Raw genomic sequence first — 21,962 nt, forward strand, 5'->3', positions numbered from 1 at the left:
TCGCCACGCTTGATCACATGACCGGCACCGCGAACCCACCGCCACCACCGAACGACCCGAGCGGCCCGAACGACCCGCGCACCCCGCGCACCCCGAGCACCCCGAGCACCCCGAGCACCCCGAGCACCAGCACCCCACCACCCGCCGCCACCCGACTCGAGGCCGCCATCGCGGCCGAACGCCGGGACCTGGCCGCCCTGTTGGCCGACCTCCGAGCCGACCAGTGGGACGCGCCGTCGCTCTGTGCCGGATGGCGGGTGCGCGAGGTGGCCGCCCACATGTCCATGGGCTTTCGCTACTCGCTGCCCCGCGTCGGCCTGGAACTGCTCAAGTCCGGAGGCAACCTGCATCGCACGACCGACCGTCTGGCCCGCGCGGACGCGGCCGCGATGTCGGCGCACGAGATCGCCGCGGCGCTCGCCGACAACGCGGAGCACCCCTGGAAGCCGCCGGGCGGGCGTACGGCGGGCCTGGGTCACGACGTGGTGCACGGCCTGGACATCACGGTCGCGCTCGGCCTGGATCGCACCGTCCCCGAGGACCGGCTGCGCATCCTCCTGGACGCGGTCAGCCCCCGGGGCGTCAAGTTCTTCGGCGCCGACCTGACCGGCGTGCACCTGCGTGCCGACGACCTGGACTGGTCCTACGGCACCGGTGCGCCACTGACCGGCTCGGGGCAGGACCTCCTCCTGGTCGCGTTCGGCCGTCGGCTCCCGCCCGGTCGGCTGCGCGGCGAGCATCGGGACCGCTTCGTCACCGGGTGAGTCGTGGTGAGTCGTGGCGATTCACAGTGAGTCCCGGTGAGTCCCGGTGAGTCCCGGTGAGTCCCAGTGAGTTCCGGTGAGTCGTGGCGAGACGTGTGCCGCCGGGAACCCGCCCGGCTCCGGGCCGGTTCCGATGCGGTTAGGGTCGATCGGGTGACCAAAGAGTTCCTGCCGCCCGAGCAGTGGTACGAGCAACTGCCCACCCTGTACGCAGCCGCCTCCGCGCTGATCACCGATGTCGAGGACCGGGTGCTCCTGGTCAAACCCAACTACCGCGACTACTGGAATCTGCCCGGCGGCTTCGTCGATCGCAACGAGTCGCCGCACGACGCGTGCGCGCGGGAACTTCGCGAGGAACTGGGACTCGACCTGGACGTCGGCGAGTTGCTGGTGATCGACTGGGTGCCCGAGCAGGATCCCAGGCCGCGACCGCTGACCGGCTGGACTTTCGACGGCGGCACCCTGACACCCGAGCGGATCGCCGCGATCCGGATCCAGGAGGACGAACTCGACGACTACGCCTTCGTCACCCTCGACCGAGCCGCGCAGCTCCTGCCGAGCACCGTCGCCCCGCGCGTCCCGGCGGCGATGGAGGCCCGCGGCCTCGGCCGCGCCGTGTACCTGCCGAGGCACTGACCGAGCGTGTACCTGCCGAGGCACTGACCCGAGCGCGTACCTGTCGATGCGCCGCCCGAACGAAACCTGTCGAGGCGCCGTACCCGAACCGAACAACCGTTTGCCCCGGCCCCGACCCGAACGAACACCAACCGTGCCCCCGCGCGTAGATTCGACGCCCGCGTCGCATCGGCGCACGAGCATCACCCACACGTGCCCGGAGGCAAGGTTGTCGTCGTTCCGCTCCATCACCGAGTCCGATCTCCCACACGTCCTCGCCTGCGAGGTCGACGAGCCGATCGGCTCGATCTCCGCCGATCGATACCTCGCCGAGGCGGCGGACGGGATGTATCGGCCGGAGTGGACCTGGATCGCCGAGCGGGACGGCCGGATCCAGGCCCGCGCACTGTGGTGGGGGCCGGCCGACGGCGCGCATCCGGTCGCGCTGGACTGCCTGTACGTCGACCCTCGGGTCGAGGACCGGGCCTCGATCGGCGCCGAGCTGATCGCGGCGAGCCTGCGGGCGTTCCGCGCGGCCGGTGCGGAGCGGCTGCCGCTGTACAACGTGACGCTGACCGGGGGGTGGCGCGAGGATCCGGCCGCCTCGGCCGCCCTCGCCTGGCGGCGCGAAGCCGCGTTCGCGGCCGGTCTGAGCCACGAGGTCGAGCGGTTGCGTTTCGAGTGGTCGCCGGACGTGGGCGTACCGGCCGGCTCCGGACGACTCACCTTCACCGAGGCCGACGACGACGCGTTCCTCGCCGTGTTCAGGCGGATCGCCGAGGGCAGCCTGGACGCGGAGACGCGCAAGGGCTTGGCCGCGCACGGCCCGGAGGTCGTCGCCCGCCAGGAGATGGACTTCTACCTCGGCTGCCCGGGCCGGCGCGAGTGGTGGCGCCTGGCACACACCGCCGACGGCACCCTGGTCGGCCTGGCCATCCCGTCCGCGACGCCCTACCACCCCAACGTCGGATACCTGGGCGTCGTCCCCGAGTTGCGCGGCCGCGGCTACGTCGCCGACCTGCTCACCGAGATCACCCGCCTGCACGCCGCCCGAGGCGCCGAACTGATCACCGCCACCACCGACACGACGAACGCCCCGATGGCCGCCGCCTTCCGCCGGGCCGGCTATCGCACCACCGAGGTCCGCATGGTCTTCTCGGCCCCCGAATAGCCGCCGGTCGAAGACCCCCGCCCCGCTTTCACACCGACGAATGGCCGCCGGTCGAGCACCCCCGCCCCGCATCTACACCAACTCCCGCCCCATCGCCGTCATTTGGCCATTTCGGTCACACGGCCACCCGCTCTCCCGGTACGTTTCCGGCGATGCACCGACGAATCGCGATCCGTGATTCGCGGCCGTCTCGATTCGGGTGGGGGCCCGAGGGTCGTACGGGGCGGGGATCGACGTGCCCCGATGGAGACGGCCGGGTGTGGTCCATCTTCAGGGAGGGGATCCCGATGTCGCTCCGTTCCGCGCTCCACGGCCACGAACCCAACCGCCGGCGCCGCCGCCGGTCAGCCGAGGCACCCGACCAGCGCCACCCGCGCCGAACGCGCCACCCGTACGGCCCCCGCCGAGGCCCCAACCCGCGCGGGCCGATCGCCCTGATCGCCGCCGCGGCCCTGCTCCTCGCCGGCCTGGTCGCCCAGGCCGCTCCCGCCTCCGCCGCCCGTCCCGGCGTGTCCGCCTACGTCGCCAACTCGGGCTCGAACACGGTGTCCGTGATCGACACCGCGAACAACACCACGACGGCGACCATCCCGGTGGGCAGCGGTCCCTACGGGCTCGCCGCCAACCACGCGGGCACCCGGGTCTACGTGGCCAACTTCGGCGCGGCCGGCGTCTCCGTGATCGACACCGCCACCGACACCGTCACCGGCACCATCGCCACCGCCGGCGCGCCGTTCGCGATGGCCGTCGACCCGACCGACACCCGCCTGTACGTCGCCCAGGACAACTCCGTTCTGGTCGTGGACATCGCGACCAATACCCCCATCGCCACCATCGCGGTCGGCACCGGCCCGATCGCCGTACTGGTGGCCCCGGACGGCGCGCACGTGTACGCCGTCAACAACGCCGGCCACAACGTCTCGGTGATCGACACCGCGACCGCCACCGTCGGCGCGACCATCGCACTCGGCGGTTCGCCGGACGGTGCCGCGCTCAGCCCCGACGGCAGGCGCCTGTACGCCGTGGACGACCAATCCGGTCTGTGGGTCCTCGACCTGACCGCCGGCGGCGCGCTCGCCGCCACCGTCCCGATCGCGGAGGGCAGCAACGTCGCGGTGAACGCGGCCGGGACCAGGGCCTACGTCTCCGCGTTCCCGGCCGCCGTCAAGGTGGTCGACCTGACCACGAACACGGTGATCGACAGCGTGGCGGTGGGCAGCTATCCGGCCAACCTCACGCTGCACGTCGCGGGCGGATTCGTGTACACCACCAACGCCGTGTCCGGGGACGTGTCGGTGATCGACACCGCGTCCGACACCGTGGTGGCCACCATCCCGGTCGGGAACACCCCGTACGGCATCGTCGTCGTCGGCGTCCCGCACCCGCGCACCATCACCTCGGTGACCCCCGGCTCCGGCCCCGCGGCCGGCGGCACCGCGGTGACCGTCACCGGGACCGGATTCACCGGCACCACCACCGTCGCGTTCGGCGCGACCCCCGCCCCCTCCTACACCGTCGTCGACGACACCACCATCACCACCACCGCGCCGCCCGGCACACCCGGCACCGTGGACGTCACCGTGACCGGCCCGGGCGGCACCAGCGCGACCACGCCCGCGGACCGCTTCACCTACCTGGCCGCCCCGACGGTCACCTCGGTCAGCCCCGGCTCCGGCCCCGCGGCCGGCGGCACCGTGGTCACCATCACCGGCACCAACCTCGCGGGCGCGACCGGCGTCACCTTCGGCCCCGGCCGGCCCGCCGGCTCGGTGTCCTGCACCGCGACCACGTGCACGGCGACCGCGCCGCCCGGCCCGGCCGGTCAGGTGGACGTCCAGGTGAGCACCGCCGGCGGAACCAGCGCGACCGGCCCCGGCGACCGGTACACCTACATCGCGAGCGCGGCCGATGTGGCGGTGACCCTCCGGGCCACCGGCGTGCCGTCGTTGTTCAACGCGCGCATCGACTACACGGTCACCATCACCAACAGGGGCCCCGACGCGCTCGGTTCGGCCACCGTCACGGCGCCGCTGCCGGTCCCGATGACCGTCACGTCACCGGACTGCTCGGTGGCCAACCGCACGGTGACCTGCACGGTAGGGCCGCTGGCCGGGAACGCGGCGACCACCCGGCACTTCAGCGCACCGGTCGCCCTGCTCAGCCTGGGCGCCGAGTACGAGGTCACCGCGAGCCGGGTGGCGAGCACGCCCAACGATCCCAACCCGGCGAACAACAGCTCCTCGGCCTCGTGCACCGCGATCACGTCGTTGCTCATCTTCTGCTCCTGAGCCGGCCTCGCCCCCGGGCGACCGGACCGCGCGGGCCCGGGGGCGACCTGTCCGCGCGGCGGGGGCGACCGTCCGCGCGGGCTGGGGGGCGACCGGGTCCGCGCGGTTTCGGGCGACCGGACCGCGTGCGCCAGGTGCGGGGCGCGACGCCCCGGACGCGCGAGCGGGCGCCGGCCCGAGACAGCCGATATACGCGGGCCGCCGTCGGTGCCGGGTAGCCGGAACACGCGAGCCACTGCCCCGAACCGCCTCCGACGGGTAGACAGGGGATCTGCGGCGGGCCGGACTACCGGCCCGCCGCGGCGTGTGCCCGGGCTACGCCGATCGCGAACGCGACGGAACCCCCCTGTGCCGAAGCGGAAGTCGCGATGATGATGGGCCCGCGCACGCGCGCGACCACTCCGGACCGGGTCGCATCCCGGTCGGACCGCACTTCGGTGCCGCGCCTCGGCCCCCGATGGGCGCACCCCGGGACACACGAAAGCGAACGCATGAGCCCTTCCTCGACACCCCGTGAACCCGATCGGATCGACGCCTCGATACCGGCGCCGCCCACATCCGCGAAGACGCCGCCGGCCGGATCCGCACCCGAACCCGCGGCCACGCCCGGACCCGAATCCGACCTCGACCTCGGCTACGAGATTCCCCTCGAACTCCCGCACGACCCGAGCGAAACGCCGGCCGAGAACGAGCGGCCCACCGGCGTGACCCCGATCGAGTTGTTCTTCGACCTCGTCTTCGTCTTCGTGCTCACCCAGGCCACCCACCAGGTGGAGTCGCACCCGGGCTGGACCGGGCTGCTCCAGGGCATGTTGCCGCTGGCGGCGATGTGGTGGATGTTCGGCGCGTTCAGTTGGTTGACCAACGCGGTCCGCCCCGACGCGACGGTGGTTCGGTTGCTGCTGGCGCTCACGATGACCTCGTTCTTCGTGATGGGCCTGGACCTTCCGTACGCGTTCGACCCGGACGGCTGGGCGTTCGGCCTCGCGTTCCTGGTCGCCGTCGGGATGCACGTCGCGCTGTTCCTGACCGCGTCCGAACCCTCGGCCCGCTCCGGGATCTTGCGCCTCGCGCCGTTCAACGCGGCGGGCGGCCTGCTGATCCTGGTCGCGCCACACCTGCCGGACGCCGGCACCTGGGTGTGCTGGGCGGCCGCCGTGGCGGTGCTGTACCTGTCGATGGTGATCGGTCGGGTCCGCGGCTTCGTGGTCGAACCGCATCACTTCGTCGAGCGGCACGGTCTGATCATCCTGATCGTGCTCGGCGAATCGGTCGTGGCCGTCGGCATCGGCGCCGGTGGTCGGCCGGTCGACTGGAAGCTCGCGGGGGGCATCCTGCTCGGCATCGCGGTCGCGACCGGCATCTGGTGGTCCTACTTCGGCAGCGACGACGAGCGCACCGTGCGCGCCATGTCGGAGGCATCGGTCGAGCGCCGACAGATGCTCGGCTATGTGGCGTTCGGCCTGGCCCACGCGGTGATGATCGCGGGCATCGTGCTGATCGCGGCGGGCATCTCGGACGCCATCCACCACCTGGGCACCGACACGAACCGCTGGTGGCTGGGCACCGGCGTGGCCACCTTCCTGGTGGGTCACGCGTGGCACCGCTACGTGCTGGCCACCGGCCCGGTCGAGGGACGCATCGTCACCGCGGTGGTGGCGGTGCCACTCGTCGCCTCCGTCGCGAGCACGGGCTGGGCGGTACTCGCGGTCACCACGGTGCTCCTCGCGCTCATGACCGTGTCCGACCACCTCCGTCAGGTCCGCGCGGCGGAGGAGCCGGACGCGCGGCAGGTGACCGCGGCTGCCTGACCCCTCATGGCCGGGGAGCCTGCTCTGCTAGCGTCCCCGGCCATGAACGACAGCGTGTACGTGGGCAACGCGGGCCCGGACGCGGCGCTGGACCGGGGTTGGCTGCTCGGCCATTTCAAGGACGTCGGCGATCCCCGGCACAGCGAGGCGGTGGAGATCAAGTGGGGCGTGCACCCGCCCGGCGACGCACGCGCCGAGTGGGTGACCGGTGAGGCGCGGACCGCGCTGCTGATCCTGATCAGCGGCCGGTTCCGGGTCGAACTGCCGGGCCGCAGCGTGTTGTTGGCGAAGCAGGGCGACTACGTGGTGTGGGGTCGCGGGGTCGACCACTCCTGGGCGGCCGAGGAGGAGTCGGTGGTGCTCACGGTGCGGTGGCCGTCCGTGCCGGGGTATCGGGTGGGCGAACCCACCTGAGCGGCGGCGCGAGCGCCGCCATCGCGGCCCGCCTCCGCGGCCCCCACCGCGCCGACCACCGTGTCGGCCGGCCTCCCGGGCGGTGCCTCCCCGGGCGGCGCCTCCCGGGCGGTGACGAACGGCACCGCGGATTGCTCGGGTGACCCGTTGTACGACGGGCAGCTCATCTCATACGCTCCGCAAGCCGACTCCGTCCGGGTCGGCGACATAACCGCATAGTTCGCAATCCAGGGGAAGCCGGTCGAAATCCGGCGCTGACCCGCAACCGTAGGCGGTGGCCGACAGGCCGCCGCGAGTCGGAATGCCTGGGTTCGAACGAGATGAAGGCTCCAGCGGTCGTGGACTGCACGCTGAAGCCCGGATTTCACGTCCGGCGGTGTCCCGTCGGCGCGATGCCGGGGGTCGGCGGTCCTGTGAGGAACATCGCTCGGCCCGGTCGGCATCGGTTCCGCCGCTCGTGCCGACGCCCGTCGCACGAAGGGAATCCGCACGTGAAATCTGTGGGGAACAAGGCTCGAATAGGCCGGTTGGTCGGGGCACTCGCCCTGCTCCTGCTGCCCGCTACCGCCCAGATCACCGTGAGCGCACCCGCCGCCTACGCCATCGACCCCACCAAGGGCTCCGCCGGCGTCTGCCCGGACGCCAACGGGGTGACCGTGATCGTCGACTTCCAGGAACTCGGCGGCGCCACGCTCACCCGCTGCGCGCCCGGCGATCAGGCCACCGGTCTGGCCGCGCTCAAGAACGCCGGCTTCCGGATCCAGGGCACGAACCGGTGGGGCGAGGCATTCATCTGCCGGATCGAGGGCAAGCCCGGCACGGACACCGAGCCCTGCGTCAACACCCCGCCGGCGTCCGCGTATTGGTCGTACTGGCACGCGCCGAACAACGGCACCTGGACCTACAGCTCGTGGGGCGCGACCAACCGCAAGCCCCCGCTGGGCAGCTTCGAGGGCTGGTCCTTCTCCAAGGACAAGACCTCCACCACCAACCCGCCCCCGCGCGTGGCCCCCACCCGCCCGTAGCGCCGGCCCGACGTCGGATCCGAAGCGATCCCGTCCTCGGCTCCGCAACCATGCTCGTTCCGCCGGGTCACCGCCGCCGCGCTTGACCCGGTCGGGACGAACGCCGCGAACGGACCGCGCACGCCTGCCCGATCGGCGCAGGCGCCGGCATCCGCGTCTCGCGTACGTCCTTTCACCGTCCACCGAGTGGACTCGCGTCCCGGAGCCGCCCGTCGCCGGCTAAGCTGACGGACGCAGTCGGTTCGCCCTGCCCGCCAGGCAGGCGCGTCGCAAGAGGGAACCCGGTGTGAATCCGGGACTGCCCCGCAGCGGTGAGTGGGAACGACCGCCGTCAACAGCACTGGGCCCGAATCGGGCCCGGGAAGCGACGGCCAGTAGGAGTCCGCCCTTTCGGTGGACGCGCCCACGAGTCCGAAGACCTGCCACTGCCCGTGCGCCGATGAGGCGCGCGGTGATCTCGGTGACCTCGTGGGCGGGTCGGCGGACAACCCGGTGGCACACGTGCGCGACAGCGCCGAAACGGCCCCGCGGCTTGCCAACCCTTCGCGCCCTCGATCCGTCCCGGGATTCCGGAGACAACTCGCGAAGGAGAGTTCCGTGACCACCAAGTCCGCAGCCGCGGCAACCCGCGCCACCGTGTACGGCTACCCCCGACAGGGCCCGCGCCGGGAGTTGAAGAAGGCCATCGAGGGCTACTGGGCCGGTCGGGTCACCGCCGACGGGCTTCGCGACACCGCCGCCGAACTGCGCCGCGCCAACCGCGGTCGGCTCGCCGATGCCGGCGTGCACGAGGTGCCCACCGGCGACTTCTCGCTGTACGACCACGTCCTGGACACCACCGTGATGGTCGGCGCGATCCCGCCCCGCCACCGTGCGGCCGTCGAAGTCGACGCCCTGGACGGCTACTTCGCGATGGCCCGCGGCACCCAGGAGGTGGCGCCGCTGGAGATGACCAAGTGGTTCGACACGAACTACCACTACCTGGTCCCCGAACTCGGCCCCGACACCGTGTTCTCCGCGAACTCCGTCAAGCAGGTCGCCGAGTTCGAGGAGGCCGTCGCACAGGGCCTGACCGCGCGTCCCGTACTGGTCGGCCCGATCACCTACCTCCTGCTCGCCAAGCCCGCGCCCGGGGTCGCGGCCGACTTCCAGCCGCTGACCCTGTTGGACCGACTGTTGCCGGTGTACGCCGAGGTGCTCGCCGATCTGCGCGCGGCCGGTGCCGAGTGGGTGCAACTGGACGAACCCGCGCTGGTCCAGGACCGCAGCTTCGCCGAACTCAACGCCATCGCACGTGCCTACCGCGACCTCGGCGCGCTCACCGACCGGCCCAGGCTGCTGGTCGCCTCGTACTTCGACCGTCTCGGCGAGGCGTTGCCGATCCTGGCCAAGGCGCCGATCGAAGGGCTCGCCCTCGACTTCACCGGAGCCGCGTTCGCCAACCTGGACGCCCTGGCCGCCGTCGGCGGACTGCCCGGCAAGCGCCTGGTCGCCGGCGTCGTCGACGGGCGCAACGTGTGGATCAACGACCTCGGCAGGTCGCTGGCCACCCTGGGCACCCTGCTGGGCCTGGCCGAGCGCGTCGACGTGGCCGCGTCCTGCTCCCTGCTGCACGTGCCCCTGGACGCCGGCGACGAGCGCGACATCGACCCGCAGATCTCCCGATGGCTGGCCTTCGCCCGGCAAAAGACCGAGGAGATCGTCACGTTGGCCCGCGGCCTGGGCCAGGGTACGGACACCATCGCGACCCACCTCGCCGCCAACCGGGCCGACCTGGCCGCGCGCAAGGCCTCCGCGCTGACCCACGATCCCGCCGTACGCGCCCGCGCCGCCGCGGTCACCGACGCGGACGGCCGGCGCAGCCTGCCCTACGCCGAGCGCGCCGCGACCCAACGCGCGCACCTGGGGCTGCCGTTGCTGCCCACGACCACCATCGGCTCCTTCCCGCAGACCGGCGAACTGCGCACCGCCCGCGCCGATCTGCGCGCCGGACGCATCGACGACGTGGGCTACGAGGAACGTGTCGAGAGCGAGATCCGCGACGTGATCTCCTTCCAGGAGAGGGCCGGGATCGACGTCCTGGTGCACGGCGAGGCCGAACGCAACGACATGGTGCAGTACTTCGCCGAACAGCTCACCGGATACGTGGCCACCCGGCACGGCTGGGTCCAGTCGTACGGCACCCGGTACGTGCGCCCGCCGATCCTGGCCGGCGACATCTCCCGTCCCGAGCCGATGACCGTGCGCTGGACCTCGTTCGCCCAGTCGTTGTCCGACCGCCCCGTCAAGGGCATGCTCACCGGCCCCGTCACGATGCTCGCGTGGTCCTTCGTCCGCGACGATCAGCCGCCCGCCGTCACCGCCCGGCAGGTCGCCCTGGCACTGCGCGACGAGGTCGACGACCTCGAGGCCGCCGGTGGTTCGATCATCCAGGTGGACGAACCAGCGCTGCGCGAGACGTTGCCGCTGCGTGCCGCGGACCACGCCGAATACCTGGCCTGGGCCACCGAGTCGTTCCGGTTGACCACCTCCGGCGTGCGTGCGGCCACCCAGATCCACACGCACATGTGCTACGCCGAGTTCGGCGACATCGTGCAGGCGATCGAGGACCTCGACGCCGACGTGATCAGCCTGGAGGCCGCCCGTTCGCACATGCAGGTCGCCCGGGAACTCGCCGCCCACGGCTACCCGCGCGAGGCCGGTCCCGGCGTGTACGACATCCACTCCCCGCGCGTCCCGAGTGCGGAGGAGGTGACCGGTCTGCTGCGCGAGGGGTTGACCGCGATCCCCGCCGAACGGCTGTGGGTCAACCCCGACTGCGGCCTCAAGACCCGCGGTTGGCCCGAGGTCCGCGCCTCGCTGGAGAACCTGGTGGCGGCGGCGCGCGAGGTACGGGCGACGCTCCCCGACACCGCGTCCTGAGTCGGGGCCGCCGGGGCGGGGGCAGGCACGCCCCGCCCCGGCGGCCCGGGGCGTCGCGGCCGGCACGCGCGCCCGAACGGCGCGCGATCGTCCACCACGGGACCACGGTTGGTGACGAACGGCACCGTCGACCGCCCGCCCGTGCTGTTGTCCGACAGTCGGAATGCTCCGTATGCTCCACACGCCGGCGTGTGTCGGCACCCTCAACTTCATAGTTCGAAACCCAGGGGAAGCCGGTCGAAATCCGGCGCTGACCCGCAACCGTAGGCGGTGGCCGACAGGCCGCCGCGAGTCGGAATGCCTGGGTGCGTACGAATTGAAGGCTCCAGCTGTCGTGGACTACACGCTGAGGCCCGGACGCCCGACCGATGCCCGGCATCGGTCGGCTCCCGGGACGCGTTGGTCTCGGAAGGGTCCCATCGATGTCCTGGCTCACCGTGAGAAACACCGGCGCCGTCGCGGTCTGCGGCGCGGTCCTGGTCGCGGCCTCCCCCGTCTTCTCCGCGTCGGCCGACGCCGCGAACCCGCACGCCGACAACGCCGCGGCGGCGGCGAAATGGCAGGCCGGGGAACTGGTCGACGGCGGCATACCGGGGTTCGCCGGCTCCGACTGGGGCCTGACCATCGACACGATGATGGCGTTGGCCGCCACTCGCTCGCAGCCCACCGCGCTCAAGGCCGCGGGGGACGCGGTGGCCGCCAACATCCGCAAGTACAACAGCGCCGAGGAGTGGGGCATGCCCGGCTCGCGGATCGCCGGCGCCACCGCGAAGGTGCTCTTCGCCGCCGTGGTCGCCGACCGCGATCCGACCGGGTTCGGCGGCCTGGACATGCGCGCCGAGACGCTCGACCTGATCGCCGGGGCGGACGCCGGCGACGACACGGGTCGGATCCGGGACAAGCTCACCGGCAGTCCCGACTCGAGCAACGCGTTCGCGCAGTCGCTGGCCGTGCTGGGCCTGGCCCGCAGCGGCGGAGTGCCGCAAAGCGCGGTGGACTTCCTGCTCAAGCAGCAGTGCCCGAGCGGCGGATTCCGGTTGTATCCGGGCCAGTTGGGCAGCACCGGCGCGACCTGCCAGGACACGCCCACCACCGTGCTCGACCCGGACTCCACCGGTATGGCCGTACAGGCGCTGCTCTCCGCCGCGGCCGAGAGCAAGTCGGTCGGTGCCGCGGCCGCGGCCCAGAAGGGCGCGGATTGGCTCAAGTCCAAGCAGCGCGAGGACGGTTCGTTCGGCGGCTCCGGACCCACCGCGGCATCGAACACGAACAGCACCGGCCTGGCCGGCCAGGCCCTGCACGCGGCCGGCTACCCGGCCGAGGCAGACAAGGCCGCCGCGTGGGTGGCCAAGCACCAGATCACCGCCGGCAACGCGGGCGCCGCGACCGAGGACGTCGGCACGATCGCCTACAACGCGGAAGCCCTCACCTCGGCCCGGACCGAGGGCATCCCGGACTTCCAGCGCGACCAGTGGCGCCGCGCGACCCCGCAGGCCCTGCTCGTGCTGGCCGATGTCCCGCTGGGTGACCTCGGCAAGGCGCCCACCGAGCCGACCGGCACCGTCACGACCTCGCCGGGGCCGACCGACTCCGGCACCCCCAGGCCCACCGGCTCGGCCACTCACACCGGGTCCCAAACGCCGTCCGCGTCGACGTCCGCCACACCCACCACCTCGCTCACCCGGACCGCGAGCGCGTCGATCACCGCGTCCGCGACGACCACGACCGGCGCCGGTAACGGCGGCTCGGTCTCGGGCGGCACGAGCAGCTCGGGCGGCGGCGGCACCACGAAGGGCGGCGGCAGCCTCGCCAGGACCGGCGCCCAGGTCGGCGGACTGCTCATGCTCTCCCTCGGACTGGTCGGCACCGGCCTCGCCGTCCGCGCCGGCGCGCGGCGCAAGAACGGAAAGCACACATGAGGCGCCCGGGACGCGGCGGCCGAACTGCCCGCCTGGTCGCCGCGCTCGCCCTGCTCGTGCTGTCGGCCGGCGCCCAATCGACACTCGCCGCGCCGACCGCGCACGCGGTCGACACCGCCAAGGGCACCCCCGGCTACTGCCCGGACGCGAACGGTGTGACGGTGGTGATCGACTTCCAGGAACTGGGCGGCACGACCATCGTGCGCTGCGCCCGCGGGGACCAGGCCACCGGCCACACCGCGCTCAAGAACGCGGGCATCGAGATCACCGGTGTGGCCCGCTGGGGCGAGGCCTTCATCTGCCGGGTCGAGGGCAAGCCCGGCGCCAACTCCGAGCCGTGCATCGACACGCCGCCGGCGAGCGCCTACTGGTCGTACTGGCACTCGCCCAACGGCGGTTCGTGGACGTACAGCCAGTGGGGCGTGATGAACCGCAAGCCGCCGCCGGGCAGCTTCGAGGGTTGGTCGTTCGCCAAGAACAAGACCGAGACCACCAACCCGCCCCCGCGCGTGGCACCGGTTCGCCCGGCGACTCCCACGCCGCCGAATCCGCCCGCGACGAACAACCCGCAACCGCCGCCGGCCGACGGCGGATCGGGCGGCGGCACGACCGCGGCCGGAAGCGGAGGCCGCGCCGGCTCCGGCGGGGGCGCGTCGGGCACGACGGGGACGACGTCGGCGGGTTCGACGACCACGACTTCGGGAACCTCGGGCACCTCGGGCACCGACCCCCTCGCGCCGGGGCCGGGCGTAGCCGGCAACCCGATGGAATCGGAGCAGCCCACCGAGTCCGCGGCACCCTCGGCCTCCGCCGCGGCCGAGACGTCCGCGAGCGCCTCCACCGATCCGGGTTCACCGGGCCCCTCCACTCAACCCTCCGGCATCACTCCACAGGGTCAGACCTGGACCGGTGGCGAGGAGTCGGCGACCGGGAAGCGCGACGGGATCCCGCCCACGACCATCGCCGGGACAGCCCTGCTCGTGGCGATCTGCGCGGCGGCCGGGTTCACCACGTGGCGTCGACGTACGCGCGCCGACGGGTCGAGTTGAGCACGCCCCGGGCGGGGCACCGGCCCTATGCCGCAGCGTTTGGGCGCGGCGGCGGCCGGTTGCCGCGCACCGTGCATCCCGGCGCGTGGTGGTTGTGGGCCCTGGGCCTGGCCACCGCCGCCAGTCGCACCACCAATCCGCTGCTGCTGGCGCTGATCCTGGCCGTGGCCGGATTCGTCGTCGCCAACCGACGCGGCGACGCGCCGTGGGCGCTCGCCTTTCGCATGTACCTGTTCCTGGGCCTGTTCATCATCGTGATGCGCGTGTTGTTCCGGATCGTGTTCGGCGCGGGGGCCGCGAGCGGCCATGTGCTCGTCGACCTCCCGGAGATCCCGTTGCCCGCGTGGGCGGCGGGCATCCACCTGTTCGGCCCGGTGGCTCTGGAGCACGTGCTGGGCGGGTTCTACGACGGACTGCGGCTGGCCACGATGATCGTGTGCCTGGGCGCGGCGAACGCGCTCGCGAGCCCGAAGCGCATGCTCAAGGCGGTGCCCGCGGCACTGTACGAGGTGGGCGCGGCCGTGGTGGTCGCGTTGTCGGTGGCACCGCAACTGATCGAGAGCGTGCATCGGGTCCGCCGGGCCCGCCGGCTGCGCGGCGGCGCGCAGAAAGGCATGCGGGCGCTGCGCTCGATCGCGATCCCGGTGCTCCAGGACGCGCTGGACCGGTCGCTCGCGCTCGCCGCCGCGATGGACTCGCGCGGGTACGGCCGCAACCGGCACCTGCCCCGGGCCATCCGGCTGCTCACCGGCGTCTTGACCCTGGTGGGACTGATCGGCGTCTGCGTGGGGGTGTACGCGCTGCTCGACGGCAGCACCCCGCGCTATCTGGGCGCGACCATGCTGCCCGGCGGGATCGCGGTCGCCGGCATCGGCTTCGTGCTCACCGGCCGGCGGATCAACCGCAGCGTCTACCTGCCGGACCGCTGGCGGTTCGCCGAATTCGCGGTCGCCGCGTGCGGGTTGGGCACCGGCGCGCTGCTCTACCTGACCAGCCGGATCGACGCCGGGAACCTCTATCCGTCGCTGAGCCCGCTCGCGTGGCCCGAGCTGGCCCCGCTGCCGGTGCTCGCGCTGGTCGTGGGCGCGCTGCCCGCGTGGCTGGCACCGCCGCCCCCGCTCACCGTGCCCCGGCTCGGCGACACCGTGCCCCGGCCGGAGACGACGGACCGCACACCGACCCCGGGCCCGGCCGACGCCGGCACCACCATCAGGGAGAAGTCCGTCCGGTGATCGAATTCCGCGACGTCACCATCACCTACGCCGACGCACCCGAACCCGCGCTGCGCGACGTCGAACTGAGCATTCCCGAAGGGGAGTTGTGCCTGGTCGTCGGCCGCACCGGGGCCGGCAAGTCCACCCTCCTGGGCGCGATCAACGGTCTGGTCCCACACTTCACCGGCGGCACCCTGCGCGGCAGCGTGCTGGTCGACGGCATCGAGACCCGCTCCCGGCCACCGCGCGAGTTCGCGCACCTGGTCGGCGTGGTCGGGCAGGACCCCCTCGCGGGCTTCGTCACCGATACGGTGGAGGAGGAACTCGCCTACGGCATGGAGCAGTTGGCCATCCCCTCGCCGGTCATGCGCAAGCGTGTCGAGGAGACCCTGGACCTGCTGGGCATCGCCGAACTACGCCATCGCCCGCTGCGCACCCTCTCCGGCGGCCAACAGCAACGCGTCGCGATCGGCTCGGTGCTCACCGCGCACCCGCGCGTGCTGGTGCTGGACGAGCCCACCTCCGCGCTGGACCCGACCGCCGCCGAGGACGTACTCGCCGCGATCACCCGGCTGGTCCACGACCTGGGCATCACCGCGATCGTCGCCGAGCACCGGATGGAGCGTGTGGTGCAGTACGCCGACCGACTCGTGCACCTGCCCGGCGACCGCACGGTCCGCGACGGCCCGCCCGCCGACATCCTGGAAACCTGCGACATCGCCCCACCGGTGGTCGAACTCGGTCGGCTCGCCGGTTGGTCACCCCTGCCGCTGTCGGTGCGCGACGCCCGCCGCCTGGCCGCGCCGCTGCGCGCCCGCCTGGCCGGCCGTACGCCGCCGCGGCCGCGTCCGCCCGCCGACTCGTCGGCGTCGTTGTTGACGGCGCGCCGGATCATCGTGCGCTACGGCGACGTGATCGCGGTCCGCGGCCTGGATCTGGACCTGCTCCCCGGGCAGGTGACCGCGTTGATGGGCCGCAACGGCTCCGGCAAGTCCTCGCTGCTGTGGGCCCTCCAGGGCTCCGGACCCCGCCAGGGCGGCACGGTGGACGTCGCGGGCGACGACCCGGGCAAGGCCGCCCCGCAGCGCGCCCGCGCCCTGGTCGGCCTGGTCCCGCAAACCCCCGGCGACCTGCTCTACCTGGAGACCGTCGACGCGGAATGCGCCGAGGCCGACCGCGAATCCGGCGCCGAGGCCGGCGCGTGCCGGGCGTTGCTGGACCGCATCGCGCCCGACATCGACGGCGCCCTGCACCCGCGCGACGTCTCCGAGGGGCAGCGCCTCGCGCTCGTCCTGGCCATCCAACTCGTCGCCGCACCACAGGTCGTGCTGCTGGACGAGCCCACCCGGGGTCTCGACTACCACGCCAAACGACGCTTCGTCCACGTCGTGCGCGAACTCGCGGACGCCGGACGGGCGATCGTGCTCGCCACACACGACGTCGAATTCGTCGCCCAGGTCGCCGACCGGGTGGTGGTGATGGCCGAGGGCGACATCGTCGCGGACGGTCCGACCGCCGAGGTCGTGGTGTCCTCACCGGCGTTCGCGCCACAGGTGGCCAAGATCCTCGCGCCCGCGGAGTGGCTGACCGTCGCCGCGGTCGGTGACGCCTTGGCCGACGACGACACCGCGCGTTCGCGGCCCGTCCCGCGGGAGTCCGGGCCCGCTCCACGCGAGATTCGTGCCTGCGCCGCGGACCGGGAGACGACCGGATGACGATCGCACCGACCCCGACCAAGCGCGGCAACGCCATCCGGATCACCCCGCGCACCGCGATCGTGCTCACCATCGCCTCGATCGCGGGCCTGGCGATGTTCCTGTGGCCGCTGTTCGCCGCACCCTCCCCGGAATCGGCCGCGCACTCGGGCGACGCGCCGCTGATCTTCGCGGTCACCCTGCCGTTCGTGGTCGCGGTGGTGCTGGCCGAGATGACCAGCGGTGGTCTCGACTCCAAGGCGCTGGCCATGCTCGGCGTGCTGTCCGCGATCAACGCGGCGCTGCGCCCGCTGGGGGCCGGCACCGCGGGCATCGAGACGGTGTTCTTCATGCTCGTGCTGGCCGGGCGGGTGTTCGGGCCCGGTTTCGGCTTCGTGCTCGGCTGTACGTCCTTGTTCGCGTCGGCCCTGTTGACCGCCGGGGTCGGGCCCTGGTTGCCCTTCCAGATGCTCGCCTCGGCGTGGGTCGGCCTCGGTGCGGGGCTGCTGCCGCAACGCGTGCGCGGCAGGCGCGAGATCGTGATGCTGGCCGGCTACGGGGTGTTCTCCGCGTACGCCTTCGGCTTCCTGATGAACATGTGGTTCTGGCCGTTCCTGGCCGACTCGGAGAGCATGGTCGGCCCCGCGTTCGTACCCGGCGACGACATCCTGGACAACCTGCACAGGTTCTTCGTGTTCACCGTGCTCACGTCCACCTTCGGCTGGGACACCGGGCGCGCGATCACCAACTGCGTGGCGATCGTGCTGGTGGGCCCGGCGGTGCTGGCCGCGCTGCGCCGCGCGTCCCGCAAGGCGGCGTTCGACGCGCCGATCGCCTTCGAACCCGCCCGGGCGGACGCCGACCGCCCGGGAGCGGGCGGCGCGGGGGTCGCGGGCACGGCGGGTACTGCGGCCGGCACGACGGCCGGCACGGCCGCCGCGGAGGCGAAGGTACTGCCGAAGGGAGGCGGAATCGCCTACGGTCGCCTTCATGGCCGAAACCGTTGATCTGTCCCCGTCGTTGCTTCGGGACGAGACCGCCCCAGGGCTCAGCGGCTACCTCGCGCGTCCGCGGGGCAAGGGTCCGTGGCCGGGCGTGGTCGTGCTGTTCGAGGGCGCGGGCCCGGACGCGGTCAACCGCCGGCACGCGGACCGGATGGCCGAGGCGGGGTATCTGGCGCTGATGCCCGACCTCTACCACGGTCGCGGGCCGAACCGGTGCATGGTGTCCACGCTGCGCGCGGTGTCGACCGGACGCGGCCGTCCGTACGCCGACATCGAGGCGGCCCGACAGTGGCTGCTCGCCGCGCCCGAACGCACCGGCAGGATCGGCGTGATCGGCTTCTGCATGGGCGGCGGCTTCGCGCTGGTGCTCGCCGGACAGGGCACGTACGCGGTCGCGGCGGCCAACTACGGGCAGGTGCCCGGCGATCCGGACCGGGCGATGCGCGGCGCGTGCCCGGTGGTGGCCTCCTACGGCGGCAAGGACAAGGTCTTCCGAGGCGGGGCCGCCAAGCCGGCGGACGTGCTGACCCGCGCCGGCGTCGAACACGACGTCAAGCTCTACCCAAACGCGGGCCACTCCTTCCTGAACGAGACCGACAACGCGCCGGCGGTGCTCGCTCCCGTGCTGCGCGCCGTCCTCGGCGTCGGCCCCGACCCGGTGGCCGCCGCCGACGCCTGGCAACGCATCGAGACCTTCTTCGCCCGCCACTTGGCCACCGAGGCCCCGACCGACTGACAGGGCCGATCCAAGGACCGGGCGCCCGCACCCGAGCACATCAGCGCGGCCCGCCCCGGCACGCCCCCGCCCCGGTTCATCGCGCCATCAGGCCCGACCGCACCCCGCGACCTCGGGCGTACCCGACGACCCGTCATCGGACCCGAGACGCCCTGCCCGGGCGACCGGCGGCGTACCCGCGAATGGGGACCGATCAGCCCTGACGCGTAGCCCGGTTCCGACCTTTCGAGCGATCCGCGCCCACGCCGACCCCTGGGAGGTTCGTAGCGCGGGGGACCGATCGGTCCAGCAACGGGAGGAACGCAGATGCACCAGGCGAAATCGCAGGCCACGCACCCGGATTCGAAGACCGCGCGCTCGTCCGCCGGCCGACTGCGGCGCGCCTGGCGGGCCGCGCACGAGCCCGTCCCGGGGGTGTCGACCTGGGCGCGTCGGGCCGCGTACGCCGTGCCCCTGGTCGTCCTGCCGTCGAGCATCTGGCGCCTCGGGGTGATCTTCGGCGACGACAAGCGCGGGGGGATGTTGCCGGACTGGGCCATGGACGGCTACGTCGTGCTGCTGTCCGTCCTGTCCGAACTCCTCGCGTTCACCGCGATCGGCCTGATCGCCCGCTGGGGCGAGGTGTTCCCACGCTGGGTCCCGATCCTGCGCGGACGCCGGGTGCCGACGGCCGCCGCCGCGGTGCCCGCCGCGATCGGGGCGACCGTCCTCACCCTGATGTGGACGGCGATCGGAGTCGTCACGGAGGTGACGCGGACCAAGCTGAACGGCGACCCGCTGCCGGACGACTTCCCGTCCCGGGCCGGCGGTTGGGAATCCGCCTCCTACTACGTGTCCTACGCGCCACTCGTGCTGTGGGGGCCGCTGCTCGCCGCGGTGACCATCGCGTACCTGCGTCGCCGCCGATCCGCCGGCCCCGTTCGCCTGGCCGCCACGGCCGGCTGATCGGCGCACCCCGTCCCCGCGGGGCGAACCACCGGGATACCGCCCCTCGTCGAGAGGCGGTATCCGTGGCCGGGTCAGGCCCAGTACTCCACATACAGCGAGAACCCGACCGCGCCGTTGCCCGTGCAGTGGTACGTGCTTGCGCCGGCATAGTGCACGTACATCGCACCGGTGTTCTGGCACTCGGACAGGTACCGGTACGTGGCGATGTAACTGCCGCCCGCGGCCTGCGCGGAACCGGCCCCCGCCGTGACCAATCCCACCGACGCCGTCGCGGCGAGCGCCAGACCCGCCACGCGACGTGTCACCTTCGACATGCTTCCCCCGTTCGTCGATCATGTGCGAACGCTCATGCTTCAGGTCGGTCGAAGCGCCGTCAAGATCCCTTCGGCGCAACGTCCCTATAAGTGAGGGGAGTTGCCGGCAAGCACGGGGGTCGGGGGCGGTCGCGTGCGGCGACCGTCCGGCACTATGCGAGGTAGAGCTCCAGTTGGATGCTGTCGGGGTCCCGGAACGCGATCAGGGTGAATCCGGTCTTCGGGGTGACCTTGACCCCGGAGTGGATGACACCGGCTTCGGTCAACCGGGCCTCCCACGCGTCCAGTTCGGCCCGGGAATCAACCGTCAGGGCCAGGTGGTCGAGTCCGGTCACGTGCTCCTCGAACTCGGCGCCCGCCTCCGGGTGCCGGTGCCGGGTCAAGGCGACGACGACGCCGCTCGGGTGACGCATGATCCGCCGGTCGAAGTCGTCGGTGTCCCACGGGATCAGCGGTGCGAAGTCCAGGACCTCGGAATACCACCGGACCGACGCGTCCAGGTCGCGTACGTTCAGTGCGACATGGTGGACGCCGGAGAAGCTCGCCTTCGACACGTGTTCCGCCTTTCGTGGCCGCCGTGCCCGCCCACCCGTTCGAGCGGGATCGCCCGAGCCTACTGCGCGCCGGCGCACCCCGGTTCGCCCGCCGAGTGCTCGATCGCGGCGGCCATGTACTCGGTCAGCGCCCGCACCCGGGGCAGCAGGTCCTGCCAATCCTCGCGTTCGGAGCCGAGATAGCCGGTCCGTGCCCGGTCGAGCACGGGTCGGTGCTCGACCGGGAGGCGTGCGAGGACCCAGTCGGCGGCGGCGTCCTTCGAGGTGATCACCCCGGTCGCGAGGGTCGCTCGGATCCGGGCCAGGGTCAGCAGCACGTTGCGGGTGTCGGTCGCCCACTCCTGGAGCAACTCCGGTACGCCGGCCACGATCGCCCGATTCAGGTCGGCGCGCGGGACCGGGTCGAGCACCTCGTCCGGTGGCGGCCCGAGCAGCGGCGCCCGGCCGAGCAGCACCATCGTGATCAGCGGCGCGAGGTCCGGGCTCGGCGTCGGTGCCGGTGTCTCGCCACGCTCGTACTCCTCGCGCAGCCACTCGCCGTACTGGAACTCGCAGCGCGGCGGGTAGCGCCACGGCCTGACCTCGGATTGCACGACGACGGTCAACTCCACCGGCCGCGCGGGCCCGCGGCGGGCGCGCTCGCCGGAGATCTCCAAGGTCGCCTCGACCAGTGCCCGGCGCTGCGTCGTCGTGGTGCCGTGTCGCACGACGACCAGGACGTCCACGTCACTGTGCGGGCGCAGGCCCCCGAGTACGGCGGAACCGTGCAGGTACATGCCGATGACGTCGTTCGTGTCGAGCGTGTCGCGAACCGCGCGAACGATGTCGTCGGTCGGTGCCACCGGTGTGCCCTCCGTCCCTCACGGGCCGCGGGCCGCCGACGGCGCCCGGGCCCCTTCGCATGCACGGCATGGTAGGAAGCCGAACGCCCGGGCTCCAACCGGGTTTCGGCCGGTGTGGTCGAGGCGCGAGCGGCCCCCGCCGCGTCGCGTCCGCGGCGGCGGGGCCCGCGCAGTCGGGATCAGCCCAGGATCGGGGTGGTCTGGGCCGAGGCGATCCGCCAGTCGTCGTCCTCCTTGACCAGCACGTAGGTGAGTTGGCCGGAAGACGCGGGCAGGGCGGGCGTGGCCGAATCCTCCGCGCCGACGTTCGGCCGTCCGTCGAAGACCTGCTTGAGGCAGGCCACGATCGCCACGTCCGCGCGGACGAAGTGCACGTCCTGGATCTCGGCGGTGGTGGTCACGTCCGCCAGGGGCGAGGCCAACGCCTGCCGCATCGCCGCGGTCAGCGCGTCCCGGCCGGACACGCCGCGCCCGCCGAAATTGACGATGTTCACCTCGGCGGTGTGCAGCGCCATGAGCCCCTCGATGTCGTTCTGAAGCTGCACTGCGTCCGCGACGAGACGACGGATGGCGACGAGGTCGGACGATTCGGTGCTCATGTGAACTCTCCCAAGTGGCTGGTGTCGCCAGGGCGGGGTGCCCTTCGGGAACGAGTATGGAACTTCAAGGAAACTTGAA

19 protein-coding genes and 2 riboswitches are annotated in these 21,962 nt (G+C 72.6%); of the genes, 15 read left to right on the forward strand and 4 right to left on the reverse strand.

Annotation, left to right across the window (positions count from 1 at the left end):
• Positions 1-17 precede the first annotated feature (17 nt).
• The 15 genes from ACWCPW_RS04205 (at position 18) to ACWCPW_RS04275 (ending at position 19,571) form a co-directional block, all read left to right on the forward strand.
• Positions 18-764, forward strand: coding sequence for a maleylpyruvate isomerase family mycothiol-dependent enzyme (locus ACWCPW_RS04205; protein WP_449760035.1), 747 nt, complete (start codon positions 18-20; stop codon positions 762-764).
• 153 nt (positions 765-917) lie between these two features.
• Positions 918-1,400 (forward strand): NUDIX hydrolase, encoded by a 483-nt coding sequence (locus tag ACWCPW_RS04210; protein WP_331771068.1) that lies wholly within the window; start codon positions 918-920, stop codon positions 1,398-1,400.
• A gap of 208 nt (positions 1,401-1,608) precedes the next feature.
• Positions 1,609-2,550 (forward strand): GNAT family N-acetyltransferase, encoded by a 942-nt coding sequence (locus tag ACWCPW_RS04215; RefSeq protein ID WP_449760036.1) that lies wholly within the window; start codon positions 1,609-1,611, stop codon positions 2,548-2,550.
• 287 nt (positions 2,551-2,837) lie between these two features.
• A complete protein-coding gene (locus ACWCPW_RS04220) occupies positions 2,838-4,838 on the forward strand; it encodes an IPT/TIG domain-containing protein (RefSeq protein ID WP_449760037.1) in 2,001 nt (666 codons plus the stop codon).
• 491 nt (positions 4,839-5,329) lie between these two features.
• On the forward strand, positions 5,330-6,649 hold the full coding sequence (locus tag ACWCPW_RS04225; protein WP_449760038.1) for a low temperature requirement protein A: 1,320 nt from the start codon (positions 5,330-5,332) through the stop codon (positions 6,647-6,649).
• 42 nt (positions 6,650-6,691) lie between these two features.
• Positions 6,692-7,063, forward strand: a complete 372-nt coding sequence (locus ACWCPW_RS04230; RefSeq protein WP_449760039.1) for a signal peptidase I — start codon at positions 6,692-6,694, stop codon at positions 7,061-7,063.
• 491 nt (positions 7,064-7,554) lie between these two features.
• Positions 7,555-8,088, forward strand: coding sequence for a flagellar hook-length control protein FliK (locus ACWCPW_RS04235; RefSeq protein ID WP_449760040.1), 534 nt, complete (start codon positions 7,555-7,557; stop codon positions 8,086-8,088).
• A 220-nt stretch (positions 8,089-8,308) separates the two neighbouring features.
• Positions 8,309-8,529, forward strand: a riboswitch (cobalamin riboswitch).
• Positions 8,530-8,685: 156 nt separating this feature from the next.
• A complete protein-coding gene (gene metE / locus ACWCPW_RS04240; protein WP_449760041.1) occupies positions 8,686-11,010 on the forward strand; it encodes a 5-methyltetrahydropteroyltriglutamate--homocysteine S-methyltransferase in 2,325 nt (774 codons plus the stop codon).
• A 184-nt stretch (positions 11,011-11,194) separates the two neighbouring features.
• Positions 11,195-11,331: riboswitch (cobalamin riboswitch) on the forward strand.
• A gap of 101 nt (positions 11,332-11,432) precedes the next feature.
• A complete protein-coding gene (locus ACWCPW_RS04245) occupies positions 11,433-12,929 on the forward strand; it encodes a prenyltransferase/squalene oxidase repeat-containing protein (protein ID WP_449760042.1) in 1,497 nt (498 codons plus the stop codon).
• The gene (locus ACWCPW_RS04250) at positions 12,926-13,978 is read left to right on the forward strand and encodes a hypothetical protein (protein WP_449760043.1); all 1,053 of its coding nucleotides are present in this window, start codon (positions 12,926-12,928) and stop codon (positions 13,976-13,978) included. Before ACWCPW_RS04245 ends, ACWCPW_RS04250 begins: the two co-directional genes overlap by 4 nt.
• Positions 13,942-15,210: a CbiQ family ECF transporter T component gene (locus ACWCPW_RS04255; protein WP_449760044.1), complete on the forward strand. Its 1,269-nt coding sequence runs from the start codon at positions 13,942-13,944 to the stop codon at positions 15,208-15,210. The genes ACWCPW_RS04250 and ACWCPW_RS04255 overlap by 37 nt, the downstream gene beginning before the upstream one ends.
• Positions 15,207-16,907, forward strand: coding sequence for an ABC transporter ATP-binding protein (locus ACWCPW_RS04260; protein ID WP_449760045.1), 1,701 nt, complete (start codon positions 15,207-15,209; stop codon positions 16,905-16,907). Before ACWCPW_RS04255 ends, ACWCPW_RS04260 begins: the two co-directional genes overlap by 4 nt.
• A complete protein-coding gene (locus tag ACWCPW_RS04265) occupies positions 16,904-17,893 on the forward strand; it encodes an ECF transporter S component (RefSeq protein WP_449760046.1) in 990 nt (329 codons plus the stop codon). Before ACWCPW_RS04260 ends, ACWCPW_RS04265 begins: the two co-directional genes overlap by 4 nt.
• Positions 17,877-18,626, forward strand: a complete 750-nt coding sequence (locus ACWCPW_RS04270; protein WP_449760047.1) for a dienelactone hydrolase family protein — start codon at positions 17,877-17,879, stop codon at positions 18,624-18,626. Before ACWCPW_RS04265 ends, ACWCPW_RS04270 begins: the two co-directional genes overlap by 17 nt.
• Before the next feature lie 306 nt (positions 18,627-18,932).
• Positions 18,933-19,571: a hypothetical protein gene (locus ACWCPW_RS04275; RefSeq protein ID WP_449760048.1), complete on the forward strand. Its 639-nt coding sequence runs from the start codon at positions 18,933-18,935 to the stop codon at positions 19,569-19,571.
• 74 nt (positions 19,572-19,645) lie between these two features.
• Here ACWCPW_RS04275 and ACWCPW_RS04280 read toward each other — a convergent pair whose 3' ends face one another.
• The 4 genes from ACWCPW_RS04280 to ACWCPW_RS04295 form a co-directional block, all read right to left on the reverse strand.
• On the reverse strand, positions 19,646-19,879 hold the full coding sequence (locus ACWCPW_RS04280) for a hypothetical protein (RefSeq protein WP_449760049.1): 234 nt from the start codon (positions 19,877-19,879) through the stop codon (positions 19,646-19,648).
• 161 nt (positions 19,880-20,040) lie between these two features.
• Complete coding sequence (locus ACWCPW_RS04285; RefSeq protein ID WP_449760050.1) at positions 20,041-20,442, reverse strand: VOC family protein; 402 nt, start codon at positions 20,440-20,442, stop codon at positions 20,041-20,043.
• A 59-nt stretch (positions 20,443-20,501) separates the two neighbouring features.
• Positions 20,502-21,284, reverse strand: coding sequence for an aminoglycoside adenylyltransferase family protein (locus ACWCPW_RS04290; protein WP_449760051.1), 783 nt, complete (start codon positions 21,282-21,284; stop codon positions 20,502-20,504).
• 179 nt (positions 21,285-21,463) lie between these two features.
• The gene (locus ACWCPW_RS04295; protein ID WP_449760052.1) at positions 21,464-21,883 is read right to left on the reverse strand and encodes a YybH family protein; all 420 of its coding nucleotides are present in this window, start codon (positions 21,881-21,883) and stop codon (positions 21,464-21,466) included.
• Positions 21,884-21,962 lie beyond the last annotated feature (79 nt).

The sequence above is a fragment of the Embleya sp. NPDC001921 genome (genome assembly GCF_053594475.1).